This window comes from Micromonospora sp. LOL_023, assembly GCF_048060115.1.
GTDB lineage: Bacteria > Actinomycetota > Actinomycetes > Mycobacteriales > Micromonosporaceae > Micromonospora_E.
The window spans coordinates 134,366-150,346 of the sequence record NZ_JBHMIM010000003.1; the positions used below are offsets into that span (position 1 = coordinate 134,366).

Annotated in this window: 11 protein-coding genes; 4 read left to right on the forward strand and 7 right to left on the reverse strand. The window is 69.8% G+C overall.

The genetic code is table 11. The features are described 5' to 3' along the window. Positions 1-49: 49 nt before the first annotated feature. Entirely contained in the window at positions 50-2,395 is a 2,346-nt protein-coding gene (gene dnaB, locus ACFHVL_RS02935; protein ID WP_416625283.1) for a replicative DNA helicase, read from the reverse strand. 970 nt (positions 2,396-3,365) lie between these two features. Here dnaB and ACFHVL_RS02940 point away from each other — a divergent pair. After that, on the forward strand, positions 3,366-4,673 hold the full coding sequence (locus tag ACFHVL_RS02940; RefSeq protein ID WP_416625285.1) for a hypothetical protein: 1,308 nt from the start codon (positions 3,366-3,368) through the stop codon (positions 4,671-4,673). A 63-nt stretch (positions 4,674-4,736) separates the two neighbouring features. Continuing rightward, positions 4,737-5,978: a hypothetical protein gene (locus ACFHVL_RS02945; protein ID WP_416625286.1), complete on the forward strand. Its 1,242-nt coding sequence runs from the start codon at positions 4,737-4,739 to the stop codon at positions 5,976-5,978. A 134-nt stretch (positions 5,979-6,112) separates the two neighbouring features. On the opposite strand, the gene rplI is transcribed toward ACFHVL_RS02945, so the two are convergent. From rplI to rpsF, 4 genes are all read right to left on the reverse strand, one after another. Then, entirely contained in the window at positions 6,113-6,562 is a 450-nt protein-coding gene (gene rplI / locus ACFHVL_RS02950; RefSeq protein ID WP_416625288.1) for a 50S ribosomal protein L9, read from the reverse strand. 14 nt (positions 6,563-6,576) lie between these two features. After that, positions 6,577-6,816: a 30S ribosomal protein S18 gene (rpsR, locus tag ACFHVL_RS02955; protein ID WP_091551811.1), complete on the reverse strand. Its 240-nt coding sequence runs from the start codon at positions 6,814-6,816 to the stop codon at positions 6,577-6,579. 41 nt (positions 6,817-6,857) lie between these two features. Then, the gene (locus ACFHVL_RS02960) at positions 6,858-7,379 is read right to left on the reverse strand and encodes a single-stranded DNA-binding protein (protein WP_416625289.1); all 522 of its coding nucleotides are present in this window, start codon (positions 7,377-7,379) and stop codon (positions 6,858-6,860) included. Positions 7,380-7,477: 98 nt separating this feature from the next. Next, positions 7,478-7,768 carry a 30S ribosomal protein S6 gene (gene rpsF, locus ACFHVL_RS02965; protein WP_326550722.1) on the reverse strand — a complete coding sequence of 97 codons (291 nt, stop codon included), beginning with the start codon at positions 7,766-7,768 and terminating at the stop codon, positions 7,478-7,480. A gap of 675 nt (positions 7,769-8,443) precedes the next feature. Here rpsF and ACFHVL_RS02970 point away from each other — a divergent pair. Continuing rightward, positions 8,444-9,235, forward strand: coding sequence for a deoxyribonuclease IV (locus ACFHVL_RS02970; RefSeq protein WP_416625291.1), 792 nt, complete (start codon positions 8,444-8,446; stop codon positions 9,233-9,235). Continuing rightward, positions 9,232-11,238, forward strand: coding sequence for a hypothetical protein (locus ACFHVL_RS02975; RefSeq protein WP_416625293.1), 2,007 nt, complete (start codon positions 9,232-9,234; stop codon positions 11,236-11,238). The genes ACFHVL_RS02970 and ACFHVL_RS02975 overlap by 4 nt, the downstream gene beginning before the upstream one ends. On the opposite strand, the gene ACFHVL_RS02980 is transcribed toward ACFHVL_RS02975, so the two are convergent. Next, a complete protein-coding gene (locus tag ACFHVL_RS02980; RefSeq protein WP_416625294.1) occupies positions 11,173-12,780 on the reverse strand; it encodes a glycosyltransferase family 87 protein in 1,608 nt (535 codons plus the stop codon). The genes ACFHVL_RS02975 and ACFHVL_RS02980 overlap by 66 nt on opposite strands. Positions 12,781-12,924: 144 nt before the next feature. Then, positions 12,925-15,807: a transglycosylase domain-containing protein gene (locus tag ACFHVL_RS02985; RefSeq protein ID WP_416625296.1), complete on the reverse strand. Its 2,883-nt coding sequence runs from the start codon at positions 15,805-15,807 to the stop codon at positions 12,925-12,927. Positions 15,808-15,981 lie beyond the last annotated feature (174 nt).

The following is a 15,981-nucleotide window of genomic DNA, read 5'->3' on the forward strand; positions in this document are numbered from 1 at the left end:
GGCTCGCTGTACTGGCCGGACATCGGTAGGGCGGCCAGCCAGCGGCGGATCAGATCGCCATGTCGACGAACCGAGAAAGGTGGAGTTGCGCCGCGACGGTCACCGTGTCGGTCGGACCGTTCCGGTGCTTCGCGACGATGAAGTCCGCCTCCCCCGCCCGGGGAGACTCCTTGTCGTAGTAGTCGTCCCGGTGCAGCAGGATCACCACATCGGCGTCCTGCTCGATCGATCCCGACTCACGCAGGTCGGACAGTTGCGGTCGCTTGTCGGTGCGTTGCTCCGGACCACGGTTCAGCTGGCTGACCGCGATGACCGGGCACTCGACCTCCTTGGCCAGCAGCTTGAGCCCTCGGGACAGCTCAGCGACCTCCTGCTGACGGCTCTCGGTCCGCTTCGGCGAGCTCATCAGCTGCATGTAGTCCACAACGATCAACTTCAGGTCGTGCCGTTGGCGCAACCGCCGAGCCTTCGCCCGGATCTCCATCAGGTTCATGTTGGGCGTGTCGTCGACGAAGAGCGGAGCCTCGCTGATCTCGCCCATCCGCCGGGCGAGTTTGGTCCAGTCGTCGTCGGAGAGCTGACCCGAGCGCAGTACGTGCAGCGGGACCTTCGCCTCGGCCGACAGCAGCCGCATGACGATCTCCACCTTGCTCATTTCCAGCGAGAAGATCGCACTGGCACAGCCGGCTCGGATCGCCGCGTTGCGGGCGAAGTCCATCGACGCGGTGGAGTTGTGCGTCGGGGTCATCGACCGACCGGCCAGGAAGAGGTGGTCGGCGCTGTCCACCGTCACGCAGCGCACCGGGACGCTGCGCACCGGTCGGACCGTGGTGACGTACCGCTGCTGCTGCCCGGGGCCGGCCTGAATCGCCACGGTGTACACCGTGGGCGGAGCGGTCATCCGGCCCTGGACGGTCGCGGCCGAGATGGTGCAGTGGTAACCCAGGCTCGCCACCAGCTCCCGAACCGTGTCGGCCAGCCGTCGGGAGGTGGCGCGGTACTCGACGAGCCCGCCGGCACGCGGCGTACCGGCGCTGTCGAGCAGCCCGGCCAGCAACGCCCGACGCTGCTGCTCGGATCCACGCAGGTAGGCCGCCGGGATTCGCCGGTCATCATTGTCGTCGCCGTCGAGGGCCCGGTCGCCGGTGGCGAGCTCGACCCCCATCTCGTACGGCGGAACCGGCAGGTCGTCGCGGTCGGGCAGCGCCAGCGGGCGGCAGTTGGTGACCACGACGCTGGGCTCACCGCCGGCGCCGAGCACCTCGACGATCTGCTCGGTGGTGAGCACCTCGGTCGGTGCGCCCGCGGTCGGATCGGTCCAGTTGCCGGCGGCCGCGGCGGAGGGTCCGGCACCGGAAAGGGCCATCGCCACCGGTTGGCGGGTCACCTGCCACAGGTGGTCGGCGTCGGCGACGATCGTCGAATCGTCGGAGAACTCCACCTGGTACGACCGGCCGCCGAGGAGGATGCCGGAGGTACCGACGACGGTCGTCGGCCGTCCGTCCGCACCCAGCAACTGGTCGCCGATGGTGACTTCGCCCATGGTCGTCCAGCCCGCCGGAGTGGGCAGCGGGGTGTCCAGCGCCAGCGCCTTGCCCAGACCGGGCCGTCCGGCGACGATGATCAGCTGCCCGGGGTGCAGACCGTTGAGTAGCCGGTCGAGATCGGTGAACCCGGTCGGCACTCCGGTCATGACGCCGCCCTGGGCGCCCACCGCCTCGATCTCGTCGAGTGTCGGCTGCAGCATGTCGGCGAGGACGGCGAAGTCCTCACTCACCCGCCGCTCGGTGACGTCGTAGATCGCTTGCTGGGCCAGGTCGACGACGTCGTCGATGTCCCGGCCGCCACCGGCCGCGGATCCGTAGCCCAGCTGGACGATCTTGGTGCCGGCGTTGACGAGTCGACGCAGCACCGCGCGTTCGGCCACGATGCGCGCGTAGTACGACGCGTTGGCTGCGGTCGGCACGCTGGCGATCAGCGTATGCAGGTACGGGGCACCGCCGACCCGGCCGAGGTCGCCCGAGTCGGCGAGTGCGGCGGAGACGGTGATCGCGTCGGCCGGCTCACCCCGACCGTAGAGGTCGAGCACGATGTCGAAAATCGTCGCGTGGATCGGGCGGTAGAAGTCGTGCGACTTGAGGATCTCGACGACGTCGGCGATCGCGTCCTTGGACAGCAGCATCCCACCGAGCACGCACTGCTCGGCGGCGATGTCCTGCGGGGGAGTGCGGTCGAACTGGCCGCCGCCGCCCGCTGGTCCGGGTGGCTGGGCCGGGGGTTTGGGTGGGCCGGCGGGTCGCGGCGGCCGGGAGTCGGCCTGCAGATCATCCGTGATGGACATCCGGCCCCCCTTCGCTACGTCACCACCCGCTAGTGAACTGCTCGGGTACGACATCGTCTGCTGTTCGTCGGCGTCTCGCCGGCTGCCACGCCGCAGGCGTCGGCGACCGGGGGCGTCGCATCTGTGCGGGAGGGCTCCGGGAAACGATACGGACTCCGGGCGGCAGCCCCAAACGGGCCTGTTGATGAACCTCGGGACAAGCTGTGGATAGCGGGCCACAGCCTGTGCACAAGGTTGTGCACAGCCTGTGGATAACTCAGGCCGATTCTGGGGACAGCACGTCTGAGCTGCAGCAACTCTGTCCACATCCAGTGGACAAAAGTCCGTGCCGGGCTGCAGGCCCGGCTACCGGCTACTATCAGCGGTAACTGATTCGCCGGTTCAGCCGATCACGGCTCGACAGCGAGGGAGCGAGGCTCCGGCGGTGGACTACCGGGACTGGGAGTACGACGACCGCCCTTCACGTGAGCGGCGGCCGGCTACTCGCTGGCCCGATGACCGCGATCCTGGCTCGGACGAGCCGTCCCGTTACCCACAGTATCCGGATCCGGTCGGCTACGACGGACCGTCGCGGCGCCGGCGTCGCGACGACGGTGCGGCACCGTCCGCCGGGTCGAGGGCGTCCGACCCACCGGTCTCGCCGGCTGGCCCGAGCGGTCGCGCCGGACGGCACCGCGACCAGTCATGGCAGATTCCTGAGCAGCCGGCACGCGGCCGGCGCGGCTCCCGTGGTTCCGCCGCCGATCCGCGGTCCGGTGACGACTCGGCCTACCCCACCAGTGGCAGTCGGCGGGCCATCGAGGGCCGCCCCGGCGGCCGACGCCGGGCCGCCGAGGAACCGGTCTCGGGTGATCCCTACTCCGGGGAGCCGACCTCCAGCCGGCCGTACTCCAGCCGGCCGCACTCCGATGAACCGGTCTCCGGAACCCCGACGTCGGGCGGCCGACGCGGTTGGGAACGCGACGTCCCCAGCAGCGGCGCCGGTCCGGCAACCTGGTCGAGCCCGCCGGCGAGGTGGTCGGAGGTGCCCGCCGAGCAGGTCGACCCGTGGCGGGACGACGGTCGACCCGGCCGCCGGCGGGCGCGCGATCCCGGGGAGCCGGACGACACCCGACGCCCGAGCCGACGACGCAGAGCCGACGACGACGGACGCCGGTACGAGCCGGACTTCACCTCGGAGTGGCTTCGGGACGACCCGCCCGCTGCGGCGGGCGGCGGCACCGACCGCCGTCCGGGCTCCCGGCGGCGAGCCATCGGTGGGTCCGCCGGCAGCGGTGCCGACCTCACCGGCGGGTGGAGTCGTGGGTCGGACTACACCGGCGAGTGGAGCCGAGAGTCCGACTACACCGGCGAGTGGAGCCGAGAGTCCGACTACACGGAAGGTTGGCAGCGGGAGGACACCAGGTCAGGGCGGCGTACCCGGGCAGCTCGACGGGAGCTGGAAGCCTCCCGTCGGGAGCTAGATGCGCCACGCCGGGAGCCGTCCGCCGACACCGGTACGTGGACGCGCGCCCCACGCGCCATCGGCGCGGGCCCGGAGGCGCCACGGACCGGCGCGACCGGCCGACCGGCCGACCGCGAGAGGTACGGACCGGAGCCGGCAAACGGTTGGCGGGGCGTCAGCGACTACACCGGCCAGTGGCATCGGGGCGACGATCCGGAAAGTTGGCCCGCCGGCAGCCGGACCGGAGCACGCAAGAGGCTGGCGGCCGACATCGCCGGGCCGGACGAGGTTCTCCCGCCGGTCGATCCGTGGCCGTCGGCGCAACCCGGCCGCGAAGGCACCTTCTGGTCAGGGACCCGGCTCGCGGCGGACGACCCGAGGTGGGTGGAGACCCCGCTGTCCGCGCCACGGTCACCGATGGCGTTACCGAGTGCGCCGCGGTCCCGGGCCGACCCGGAGCCACGGTCCCGGCCACGCTACGAGCCGCCGTCGCAGCGGCGGCTGACGTACCGGATCGACGACGAGCTGATCGACGCCGATCAGGGCGGCTACCTGTCGTCGTTGCTCTACACGGCGGCCTGGTACGCCCTTCCAGTGGTGGCGTTCCTCATCTGGAGCCTGACGCTGGACGGCACCCCCGCCACCAACGACTGCGTACTCGGAGTGGACGGCGACTGTCTTTCCGCCCGCGAGCAGGCGATCAGTTCGCTGATCGCCGCCGCGCCCGCCTTCGCCTACGCGTTGATGATCTCGCTGGTCCTGGCGGTGTTGATCCGCTGGGTGAGCGGCACCTGGCGCGCGTCCAGCGCCGGCCTGGCAGCGGCGGTCATCGGCGGCGGCATGTCGCAGGTCTTGGCCAGCGCCATCACCGGCCAGCCCATCGGCTGACGGTCCAGAACAGCCACCTGTTCGTGCTGTTCACGGTGTGCGCGATGCTCGTACCATCGGCCGGTGCACAGCAGAGACCGGACAACCACGCGCGCCGCCGCCGGGCTGCTGCTCGCAGCCCTGCTCGCCGGCTGCGGCAGTAGCGGTGGCGACGTCGTCGTCGAGGACCCGGACCGGGCTGCGGCGACAACGCCGGCTGCGTCCGCGCCGGTTCCCGCCACCGAGGCCGCGCCGTCCGGGGACTCCGGGCTCGGGCCGGCCCCGCGCCCGGACGGTGCCGCCGCACCGGGCGACGCCGGTGGCACGCCGTCGGGTGACCCGGCCGGCAATCCCGACGGCGCGGCGGAGGTGCCGGCGCAGGCCCGTGCGGTGGACACCAGCCGGCCGACCCGCACGGTCGGCGACGGTACGCCGGCCAGTTGCACCTCTGACGCGGTGGTCGCGGCGGTGGCCGCAGGCGGGATCATCACCTTCTCCTGCGGTCCGGCGCCGGTAGTGATCACGATGAAGCGGACGGCAAAGATCCGTAACGCGGCAGCCCGGCAGGTGGTCCTCGACGGCGGCGGCCGGGTCACCCTCAGCGGCGGTGGCGAGCGCCGCATCCTGTACATGAACACCTGCGACGAGGCGCAGGGCTGGACGACTTCGCACTGCAACGATCAGGACCATCCCGAATTGGTGGTCCAGAACCTGACGTTCGCCGACGGTGATGCCACCGGCGAGCAGACCGACGGCGGTGGGGGTGGCGCCATCTTCGTCCGGGGTGGGCAGTTCCGCGTCGTCGACAGCCGGTTCGTCCGTAACCGGTGTGACGCGACCGGCCCGGACCTGGGCGGGGCGGCGATTCGGGTGCTGGACCAGTGGCAGGACCAGCCGGTGTACGTGGTGCGGAGCACTTTCGGCGGGGCGCCGGGCGATGGCGGGGTCTGCGCCAACGGCGGTGCGCTGAGCAGCATCGGGGTGTCCTGGACGGTGCTCAACAGCGTGCTGACCCACAACTCGGCGATCGGGCACGGCGCCAACCCGGCCAAACCAGGTACACCCGGCGGCGGCAGTGGCGGCGCGATCTACGCGGACGGCAATCTTTTCCGTATCACCGTCGCCGGCAGCCTCATCGAGGACAACGAGGCGAGGGAGGGCGGCGGAGCGATCTTCTTTGTCAGCAACGACCGGTCCGGCACCTTGGAACTGACCAACTCGGTGCTGCGTCGCAACACCAGCCAGGGCTTCGCCACCGCCGGCTACCCCGGGATCTTCTACCTCGGTGCGGGGGAACCGGTGGTGGTCTCCAGCACGCTGCGCTGACCCACGGGCGGGCAGCCGCACGGGCTGGGCCCTACCTCGGTCGGGTCAGCAGCCGGCTACGTCTCACGACAGTCGGGCGGGCCGCACCGAATTCGGTGCGGCCCGCCCGACTGTCGTGCTCGCGGCGGTCGACCTTACTTGGCCTGAAGCACGCTGAGGTCGAACTTGGCGGTGACGTCCGGGTGCAGCTTGACCTTCACCGGGTAGGTGCCGACCGACTTGATGTGGCCGGGCAGTTCGAGCCGGCGTCGATCCAGGGCCGGGCCTCCGGCGGTCCGGACAGCGTCGGCGACCTCGGAGGGGGTCACCGAGCCGAACAGCCGGCCGCCTTCGCCGGCCCGGGCCGTCAGCGTGACCTTGAGGTGCTCCAGCTGACCCTTGACCTCGTTGGCGTGTCCGAGGTCGCGGATCTCCCGTGCGGAGCGGGCCCGCTTGATCGAGCTGACCTGCTTCTCGGCGCCCTTGGTCCAGGTGATCGCGAATCCCTGGGGAAGCAGGTAGTTACGGCCGTAGCCGTTCTTTACCTCGAGAACGTCCCCGGGAGAGCCGAGCCCAGACACCTCCTGAGTAAGGATGATCTTCATTTGGGTGCCTCCGCTCAGCGAGCCGTGGTGGTGTACGGCAGGAGCGCCATCTCGCGGGCGTTCTTGACCGCACGGGCGATCTGCCGCTGCTGCTGGGAGGTTACTCCGGTCACCCGCCGCGCGCGGATCTTGCCGCGGTCGGAGATGAACTTGCGCAGCAGCGCGGTGTCCTTGTAATCGATATAGGTGATCCCGTCCTTGTCTAGCGGGTTCACCTTCTTCTTCGGCTTGCGAAGTGCCGCAGCCTTGGCCATTGACCTTGCTCCTGGTTTGCGATCACGGGCGTTGCTAGCCATCAGAACGGGGGTTCCTCTTCGAAGTTTCCGCCGCCCGCGCGTGCAGACGAAGCGGCCGGCGCAGCTGTGGCCCACGGGTCTTCGAAGTTTCCGCCGCCCGAGGCTCCACCGCCGCCGCCGGAACCACCGAAGCCACCGCCACCACTGCCGCCGGAGCGGGCCATCTTCTGTACCTTCGCCGTGGCGTACCGCAGCGACGGGCCGATCTCGTCCACTTCCAGCTCTATGACGGTGCGCTTCTCACCCTCGCGGGTCTCGTACGACCGCTGCCGGAGCCGACCCGAGACGATCACCCGGGCGCCCCGCTGGAGCGACTCGGCGACGTGTTCGGCCGCCTGACGCCACACCGTGCAGGCCAGGAAGAGCGCCTCGCCGTCTTTCCATTCGCCGGAGGCCTTGTCCATGAACCGGGGCGTCGAGGCGACCCGGAACTTCGCCACCGCCGCACCGGACGGGGTAAAACGCAACTCAGGGTCATCGGTCAGGTTGCCGATGACCGTGATGGTGGTATCTCCTGCCATGACCATCTCCTCGCGCGCTCAGTCGATTTGCTGTGCCCAGGCTGCCAGAGCCCTGCGACAGGATCGATGAGGCTGTCGGGCCTACCGGGTACGACGCGTCAGCGGGTTTCCGGCCGAATGACCTTGGTGCGCAGCACCGACTCGTTGAGTCGCAGCTGGCGGTCCAGCTCCGCGACGGCAGACGGCGTGGCCTGCAGGTCGATGACGGCGTAGATGCCTTCGGTCTTCTTGTTGATCTCGAAGGAAAGGCGCCGACGGCCCCAGACGTCGAGCTTCTCGACCGAACCACCGGCAGTCCGGATGACGTTCAGGTACGTGTCGAGCGAGGGCGCGACCGTGCGCTCCTCGAGGCTCGAGTCGAGAATGACCATGATTTCGTAGTGACGCAAGACTGACTCACCTCCTATGGGCTGGCGGCCACGGTCCATCCGTGGCAGGAGGTCCAGCGTCGTGGTGCGGACGACCGGCCAGGTCGCCTGGCCGCCTGCACAACCGTACAAGAATAGCTGGTGCCCGCCGACACCCGCGCGTCAGCCCGGGCACGCCCGGTGGGCACGAGCCGCGGGGCGCCCTGTCCGCATTCTTTGGGTGGGACCTGGGGAGGAACGACCACACCGACGAGGTTGGACATGAAGCGCCCCGCGGAGCCTGTGCAGTTGTACGGCCCGGGCCGGCCGGGGGGCAGCTACCGAGGCTTCTGCCCGTGTTGTACAAGGATAACCCTGATAGCAGCGGCAGATACACCAATTACCGCAATTAAGGCAAGAATCGCCAATAGTCCGGTTGGATGATCTTGGTTGGCCAGGTCGGTGAGCCAGGAAGCTTCCGGCCCGACTCCCAGCGACACGTGCAACGGCGGTCCTCTCGCTGCCGCAATGGCGGGTCCGGCACGCCGGGCGGGAGGCTGCCGAGCCCGATGTCTACCGGAACCAACGACATCGCCCCACCGTGGTGACGCCCCCGATCAGCCCGGCGTACCCGCCCCGGAACCGCCCGTAGCGACCTGCGGATCGGGCCGAGGCACCGCGCCCGGATCGTCAGGCTTGCCACGTAGGCTCGCCCCCATGCGTATCGGAGCCCACGTCGACCCCACCGACCCGCTCGCCGCGGCCGCCGACCGCCAAGCCGACGCCGTCCAGTTCTTCCTGGCGGATCCGCAGGGTTGGCAGGCGCCGAAGCCGCGTACCGACGCGGAGCGGTTGCGCGGCTCGGACATCGATCTCTACGTCCACTCGCCCTACGTGATCAACGTGGCCACCTCGAACAACCGGATTCGTATCCCGAGCCGCAAACTCCTGGTGAACCATGCCGCCAGCGCCCACGACATCGGCGCCAAGGGCCTGATCGTGCACGGGGGGCACGTCAATCGCGGCGACGATCCGTCGATCGGTTTCGCCAACTGGCGCAAGACGTTCGCCTACGCCGAACAGCAGGGTGGCTTCCCGCTCCCGGTGCTCATCGAGAACACCGCCGGCGGCGACAACGCCTGTGCCCGGCGGTTCGACGCACTCGCCCGGCTGTGGGACGCCGTGGGCGAGTTCGGTCCCGGCTTCTGCCTGGACACCTGCCACGCGCATGCGGCCGGCGAGGACCTGCTCGGAATCGTCGACCGGGTGAAGGCGATCACCGGTCGGATCGACCTGATCCACGCGAACGGGTCCAAGGACGAGTTCGACAGCCGCCGGGACCGCCACGAAAACCTCCAGGCCGGGTCGATCGATCCGGAGCTGATCGTCGCGGCCATTCGCGCGGCCGACGCACCGGCAATCGTCGAGACTCCCGGCGGAAGCGAGGGCCAGGCCACCGACATCGCCTATCTTCGGACACGGCTGGGGCAACAGGATCCGTCGCGATGACCGACAAACAGGCGACGACCGGCGACGGTGCTCGGGCCGACGAGCCGTCGGCCACCCCGGCACCGGACAACGACGCCACCCCGGCACCGCCGGCACCGGACAACGACGCCACCCCGGCGACGACGGCCAGAGCCGACGAGCCAATCGGTCACGACGAACCGGCCGCCGAGCCGGACAAGCCCGCAGTGCAGCAGGACGCCGACGAGCCGAACGAGCCGGACAAGCCGGCCGATCCCTTCGTCGCGTTCGCGCCCGATCCGGGGCGACCACCCTCGCGCATCGGTCGAGCCACCCGCGCGGTGGGCCGGGTGATCGGGCATGAATGGTCCCTCGCCGGCCTCGCCACGATCGCCCTCGCCGTGGCGATGACCTGGCCGACGCTGCGCCACCCGCTCTACACGATCCCGCAGGACACCTGGGACCCGACTCTGCAGGCCTGGCAGATGGCCTGGTCCGGGCACATCCTGCTGACGGACCCCACTCAGTTGTGGCAGTCGAACACGTTCTACCCGGAGTCCTGGACCTTCGCCTTCTCCGACACCCTGCTCGGCTACGCGCCCGCCGGAATGATCGGCGAGGGCCCGACGGCGGCGATCCTCCGGTACAACCTCGTCTTCGTGCTCGCCCACGCGATCGCGGCGCTCGGTGCCTACGCACTGATCCGCCAGCTCGGTGCCGGTCGGACCGCGGCGGCGGTCGGCGGGGCCGCGTACGCGTACGCACCGTGGCTGCTCTCCCAGGCCGGGCACCTGCACATCGTCTCCAACGGCGGCATTCCGTTGGCGTTGGCGATGCTCGCCCGCGGCCACGGCTGGACCCTGCGGTACGGCTACCGGCCCGACAAGCGCAGCGTCGGCTGGGCGCTCGGCGGCTGGCTGGTGGCCGCCTGGCAGATCAGTCTGGGCTTCGGAATCGGGCTGCCGTTCATCTACATCCTCGCGGTCGGCTGCCTGGTCTCGTTCGTCATGTACGTCGTTCGGCGCACCTGGTTCTGGCGCCCTCGCAAGCCGTTCGGGGCCGTCCTGCTGCTCACCGACCTGGCCGGTGGCGCGTTGTTCGCCGCCGTCGGCGTACTGCTGGCGATCCCGTACTTCAGGGTTGCCGAACTGCACCCGAACGCGGCCCGCACCCTCGACGACCTGGCCGCCTACTCACCGCCGCTGTCGGGGTTGTTCACCGCGCCGGAAGAGTCACTGCTGTGGGGCGCGCGGCACGCCGACGCCCGCGCCGCGCTGCCCTGGCATCCCGAGATGACTCTGCTACCGGGCTTCGTGCTCTACGCGCTGGCCCTGGCCGGCCTGGTCTTCTCGATCTGGACAGTGCGGCAACGCCTGCTGCTGCTCGCGGGCGTGCTGCTCACCGCGATCCTGTCGATGGGCACCAACTTCCTCGGCGGCACCTACACCTACGGGCTGCTGTTCGAGTACCTGCCCGGCTGGGACGGCATCCGTACGCCCGGTCGGATGATGCTCTGGACGACACTGCTGCTGGCGATTCTCGCCGCTGGCGCGATGGCGGCGCTGGTCCGGCGGGTGGACGACATCGCCCGGCAACGGGTCACCGAGCGGCCCGGTGCGCTGCTGCGCCTGGCCACCCTGCTGCCGCTGCTGCTCGTCCTGGTGGAGGGCCTCAACGTCACCCCGCACCCGGAGGTGCCCGAGCAGCCGCAGATCATGCGGGTCGACGACGGCCCGATCCTGGTGCTGCCGAGCGGCCAGAATCTCGACCAGCACGTGATGCTCTGGTCGACGAGCCGGTTCCAGCCGGTGGTCAACGGTGGCAGCGGCTTCACCCCGCAGCGGCTGGCCGAGGTACGCGAGATCACCCAGCGTTTCCCCGATCAGGCGAGCATCTCGTACCTGCGGGAACTCGGCGTACGCACCGTGGTGGTCCGGCGTGACAGGGTGGTCGGCACACCGTTTCAGACCACGATCGACCTACCGGTCGACGGGCTCGGCATCGAGCGGGCGGACATCGGCGACACCGTCGTCTTCCGGCTGTGAGTCGGGTCCGCCGAGTAGTCGGTTCCGGATCCGGTGCACCCACGCCGCGTCCGGCGCCCCGTCGAACACCCCGCCGTCCGGGTCGTCCAGGTAGGTGCCGCGCACCACGTCCAACTCCGGCCGGAGAATGTCACGGATCACGAACACGGCCAGCGCCACCACCGCGGCCAGCCGGAAGGTGGCGGCGAGAACGAACACCCCTTCGGGGATGATCTGCGTTCCGGTCGACGCGCCGAGCAGCTGGCCGTAGAAGGCGAGAAAGTAGCCGACCTCGGCGGCCTGCCAGACGAGAAAGGCACCCCAGCGCGGGCGGGCGAGCACGATCAGCGGCAACAGCCACAGGGTGAACTGCTGGGACCAGACCTTGCTGAGGATCAGGAACGCGGCGACCACCAGGAAGGCCAGCGCGGCGAGCCGGGGGCGGCGCGGTGCGAGCATCGCCAACGCCCCGATGCCGACGCAGGCCAGCCCGAACAACGCGTACGACAGCATGTTCAGGGTCGGGATGTTGGCGCTGAGCCACTGGAACGGGCCCTGGTCGCCGGCCACCCCGGCGAACCATTTGCCGTCCAGGTATCGCCCGATGTACCACAGCGTTCCCCAGTCGATGGCCCGCTCCGAGTTGAGGTCGAAGAAGCGGCGCCAGCCGTCGTAGGCGAAGTAGTAGACGGGCAGGTTGAGCGCGACGATGGTGGCGAGCGTGGTGAAGATCGCGATCATCGTCGCCCGGATCCTGGCCGACCGCAGGCCGAGCACCAGGATCGGTCCGAGCAGGAACAGCGGCCACATCTTGGCGGCGGCGCCAACGCCGAGCAGGACCCCCGCGAGCAGGGGACGTTGGCGGACCCAGGCGAACAGGCCGAAGGCGGCGAACGCGATCGGCAACATGTCCCAGTTGACGGTGGCCGTCAGCACCAGCGCGGGGGCGAGCGCGAACATGGCGGCGTCCCAGGGGCGGCGGCGGCGTAGCGCGAGAATCGTCGCCACCGTCGCCACCGCGAGCGCGCAGAGCACCAGGGCGTTGGCGTTGTAGAACCACATCGCCTGGTTGAGCTCGGGTCGGTCGGCACCGAGTGCGTGCACCGGCAGGCCGATCATGCCCATGAAGTACCCGGTCACCACGGGATACTCGACCGGGTGGTCCCGGTAGGGGACCTTGCCCTCGTTGAGTCCTTCGGCGTAGTAGAGCGCGAGCACGTCGGTGTAGCAGAATTTCGTGTACTGGATGTTGCTGTGCCAGCCACCGTCCATGCAGGGCGACTTCTGCACCCAGTGGGCGGCCAGACTGAGGCAGATCAGCGCCAGCACGACCCGGGCCGCAGTCCAGAACCGGCCGGGCCGCGGCGACACCCGGTCCTGCCCGGCGGCGTGTCGGCCGAGTGGACCGCCGATGGATTCGGACAGTCCCCGGACGAACGCGTCGCTGCGGGACGGATGGTCGACCTGCACCCCGTCGGGCGTCGCGCCGGGATGCGCAGCGGGTGGGCCGGCGACTTCGTCCCGCTCAGCTTCATCGATGCCGTTCGGTGGCTGCACGCTCATGAACAGGCATCCTGCCGTACCGAACCGGCTTTCGTCTGCCGGGGCCCGGCATGTCGCAACGCCCGTACCGACACACCGGCCGGCGACCTGGTCAGATGACCCGGTCGCCGGCCGGTGCCGGTGCGATGGATTCCCGGATATCGATCAGCCGAAGCCGGTGGGGTCAGGGGTGGGAGTCACACCCGTGCCGCCGCCACCGCCACCGAACTCGATTCCGGTGCCTCTGTCATCGTCGTCGTCGGACTGCCCATCGTCGGTGGGATCGGTCCCACCGCCGGGGTCGGGCGGGGTTCCGTTGCCCTGGCCGCCGTTGTTGGGGTTGCCGTTGCCGCCGGGCGGGTTGCCGCCGGGACAGAAGATGGCACCCAGCGGCCCGTCACAGACGCCGCCACCGCCCTGCGTGTCCGGGTCCGGCCGCGGTGGCGCCGGCGATTTGCCGTTGCCGGCGTCGACGCTGCCGATTTCCCGGGCTTCCGGGAAGCGTGCGACGTCCATGCCCTTGTGAGCTTCGTTCATGAAGCGCTGCCAGATGGTGGCCGGCAGACCGGCGCCGCCGATCGAGTTGTTGTTCTTGTCCCGCAGTGGCTTGCGGTCTGCCACGTTGCCGACCCAGACGGCGGCGGCGATCTGCGGCGTGTACCCGACCATCCAGGCGTCGCCGTTCTCGCTGCTGTCGTCGTTGAGCTCCCAGGTGCCGGTCTTGCCGGCGACCGGGCGGCCGCCGCTGAGGTCCTTGCCGATGTTGTCCGGGATCCGGGTCAGCACGTCGGTGAGGTCGGCGACCACTTCCGGGCGGATGCGCTGGTCCGGCTTGAGCTGCTCGCCACCCTTGGACAGCCACTCACCGGTCTGGGTGTTCTTCTGCTCCACCGAGATCACGAAGTGTGCCTTGTTGTAGACGCCCCGGTTGGCCAGCGTCGACACGCCGTTGGCGTGGTCGAGCACGGTCACCGGGTACTGCCCGTAGGCGACCACGTTGAAGAACGGCGACGGGGCGACCTCCTTCGGGTCGACCGAGGTGAGGTCGTACGGCTTGTCGTCGGCGGTGTTCCACATCGTGTGGATACCGGCGGCGGCGGCCATCCCCACCACCTTGTCCGCACCGATCTGCTCTGTCACGTGGTAGAAGGGCACGTTGTACGACTGGACGGTGGACTCGACCAGTGAGCACCACTCGCCGCAGCCGGCGTTACGGCCGGCGTTCTGCACCCGGATCTCGGTGCCCTCGACCTTGAACGGTTTGGCCGTCCAGTGCGAGTCGACCGAGATGTCGTTGTCCAACGCCGCCGCCAGCGTATAGATCTTGAACGTCGAGCCGGGCGAGTGGCCGCCGGTCCATTGGCCGTTCTCGTAGTTGCGACCGGCGTAGTCGTGCCCGGTGCCGTTGTCGCCACCGAAGTAGGCCAGCACGCGACCGGTCGACGGCTCTATCGCGACCATGGCGGCCATCAGGTTCTCCGGCTGGCCTTCCATGGCCGAACCGTCGGCCTTGCGCCAGATCGCCTTCTTCGCCGCTTCCTGCATCTTCGGGTCGATCGTCGTGGTGATCTTGTACCCGCCCTGGCGAAGCTCCTGTGAGCAGGTGTCCGGGGTGCAGATGCCCAACTGCACCATCTCGTCCCGGACGTAGTTGATGACGTTGCCCTCGGGTGTGTTGATCCCGCAGTCGATGACGCAACTGTTCGGGTCGACCACCCTGACCTCCGGGTACTCGGCCGGCCGCTCGGCCTCCGAGATCCAGCCCTTCTCGATCATGCCGCCGATGACGTACTCCCAGCGGGCCTTCGCCTCCGCCTCGTTGATCGCCGGGTCGAAGCCCTGGTGGCCGCCGGCGGAGTCCGGCTCCGGCTGCTTGATCACCGCCGCGATCACCGCGCCCTCGGCGACGTTCAGATCGGCGACCGACTTGCCGAAGTACTGCTGGGCGGCAGCCTCGATGCCGTACGCGCCACGGCCGAAGTAGATGGTGTTCAGGTAGAACCCCATGATCTCGTGCTTCTCGTACTTGTCGTTCAGCTTCGAAGCGAGCACTGCCTCCCGAACCTTCCGGGCGTACGAAACGTCCCGTAGGTCCATCGCGTTCTTGGCGTACTGCTGGGTGATGGTGGAGGCACCCTGCCGGCTGCCGCCGGTGAAGTTGTTCCACGCCGCGCGGGCGATGCCGACGTAGTCGATCCCCGAGTGTTCGTAGAAGTTACGGTCCTCGGCGGACGCCACCGCCTCCTGCACGTGCTCCGGGATCTGCTCGACCGGCACGAAGATCCGGTTGAACTCGCCCAGCTTGGCGATCCGGGTGTTGCCGTCGCTGGCGTAGAGCGTGCTGGCCAACGGCAGCGGCAGTTCCTCGGGCAGTGCCACCGTGGTCGTGTAGTAGGTGCCGCCGACCACCGCACCGCCGGTGAGCATGATCAGAATCGCGAACGAGGCGATCAGCAGGTTGATCCGCCGTCGCTGCTTGGCCTTCTTGGCCGCCGCGGGGTCGTTGCGGCCGCCGCGCCCACGCCGCCCGGGGCCGGAAGGGCCACCCGGTCCGCCGGGGCCACCGGGGCCACCGGGGCCACCCGGCCCACCGGGGCCGTCACCGAAACCGCCGGCCGGGGACACGGGCCGTACGCTGGCCCGGCCGACCGTCGCCCGCCCGGCGGCACCGCCCACCGAGGCGCTGCCACTGACCGGAGCGACGCCACCGACCGACGCCGATCCACCGCCGACCGAGGCCCGCCCGGCCGATCCGCCGACCGAGGCCCGCCCGGCTGACGCCCGCCCGGCGGCACCGCCCACCGAGGCGCTGCCACTGACCGGAGCGACGCCACCGACCGACGCCCGTCCACCACTGCTCGGGGCACGGCCAGCCGGCCGCTGCCAGCCGGCATCGGCTTCACCGTACGGGGCACGGGAGCGTCCCGGCGGCGCGTCGTCCTCGCCGAAGCCCCACTGGCGGTCATCCGGCTCAGATCCGTACCCGCCGCCGGTGCCTGATCTGTTGGCATGCCCGTGAGCGGAGTTGGGGTCGCCGTACGTGTTCATGTGTCACACCCTGCCGGTTGCGGTGGTACGCACGCGCGACACCACCGGTCTGCCGTGAGTTGGCCCACTGCTGGTGCCGCAGCGGCACCAGCAGCCGAAAGCCACTTCATCAGAAATATCGTGACTTGTCCGGTCAACCATTCACATTGCCCTGCCCACTCTCTGGTGCCTACG

Coding starts and splice junctions, on each gene's coding strand:
- rpsR (WP_091551811.1), bottom strand. CDS start 6,816: ATGGCCAAGGCTGCGGCACTTCGCAAGCCGAAGAAGAAGGTGAACCCG.
- ACFHVL_RS02970 (WP_416625291.1), top strand. CDS start 8,444: ATGCGTATCGGAGCCCACGTCGACCCCACCGACCCGCTCGCCGCGGCC.
- rplI (WP_416625288.1), bottom strand. CDS start 6,562: ATGAAGATCATCCTTACTCAGGAGGTGTCTGGGCTCGGCTCTCCCGGG.
- ACFHVL_RS02980 (WP_416625294.1), bottom strand. CDS start 12,780: ATGAGCGTGCAGCCACCGAACGGCATCGATGAAGCTGAGCGGGACGAA.
- ACFHVL_RS02985 (WP_416625296.1), bottom strand. CDS start 15,807: ATGAACACGTACGGCGACCCCAACTCCGCTCACGGGCATGCCAACAGA.
- ACFHVL_RS02960 (WP_416625289.1), bottom strand. CDS start 7,379: ATGGCAGGAGATACCACCATCACGGTCATCGGCAACCTGACCGATGAC.
- dnaB (WP_416625283.1), bottom strand. CDS start 2,395: ATGTCGTACCCGAGCAGTTCACTAGCGGGTGGTGACGTAGCGAAGGGG.
- ACFHVL_RS02975 (WP_416625293.1), top strand. CDS start 9,232: ATGACCGACAAACAGGCGACGACCGGCGACGGTGCTCGGGCCGACGAG.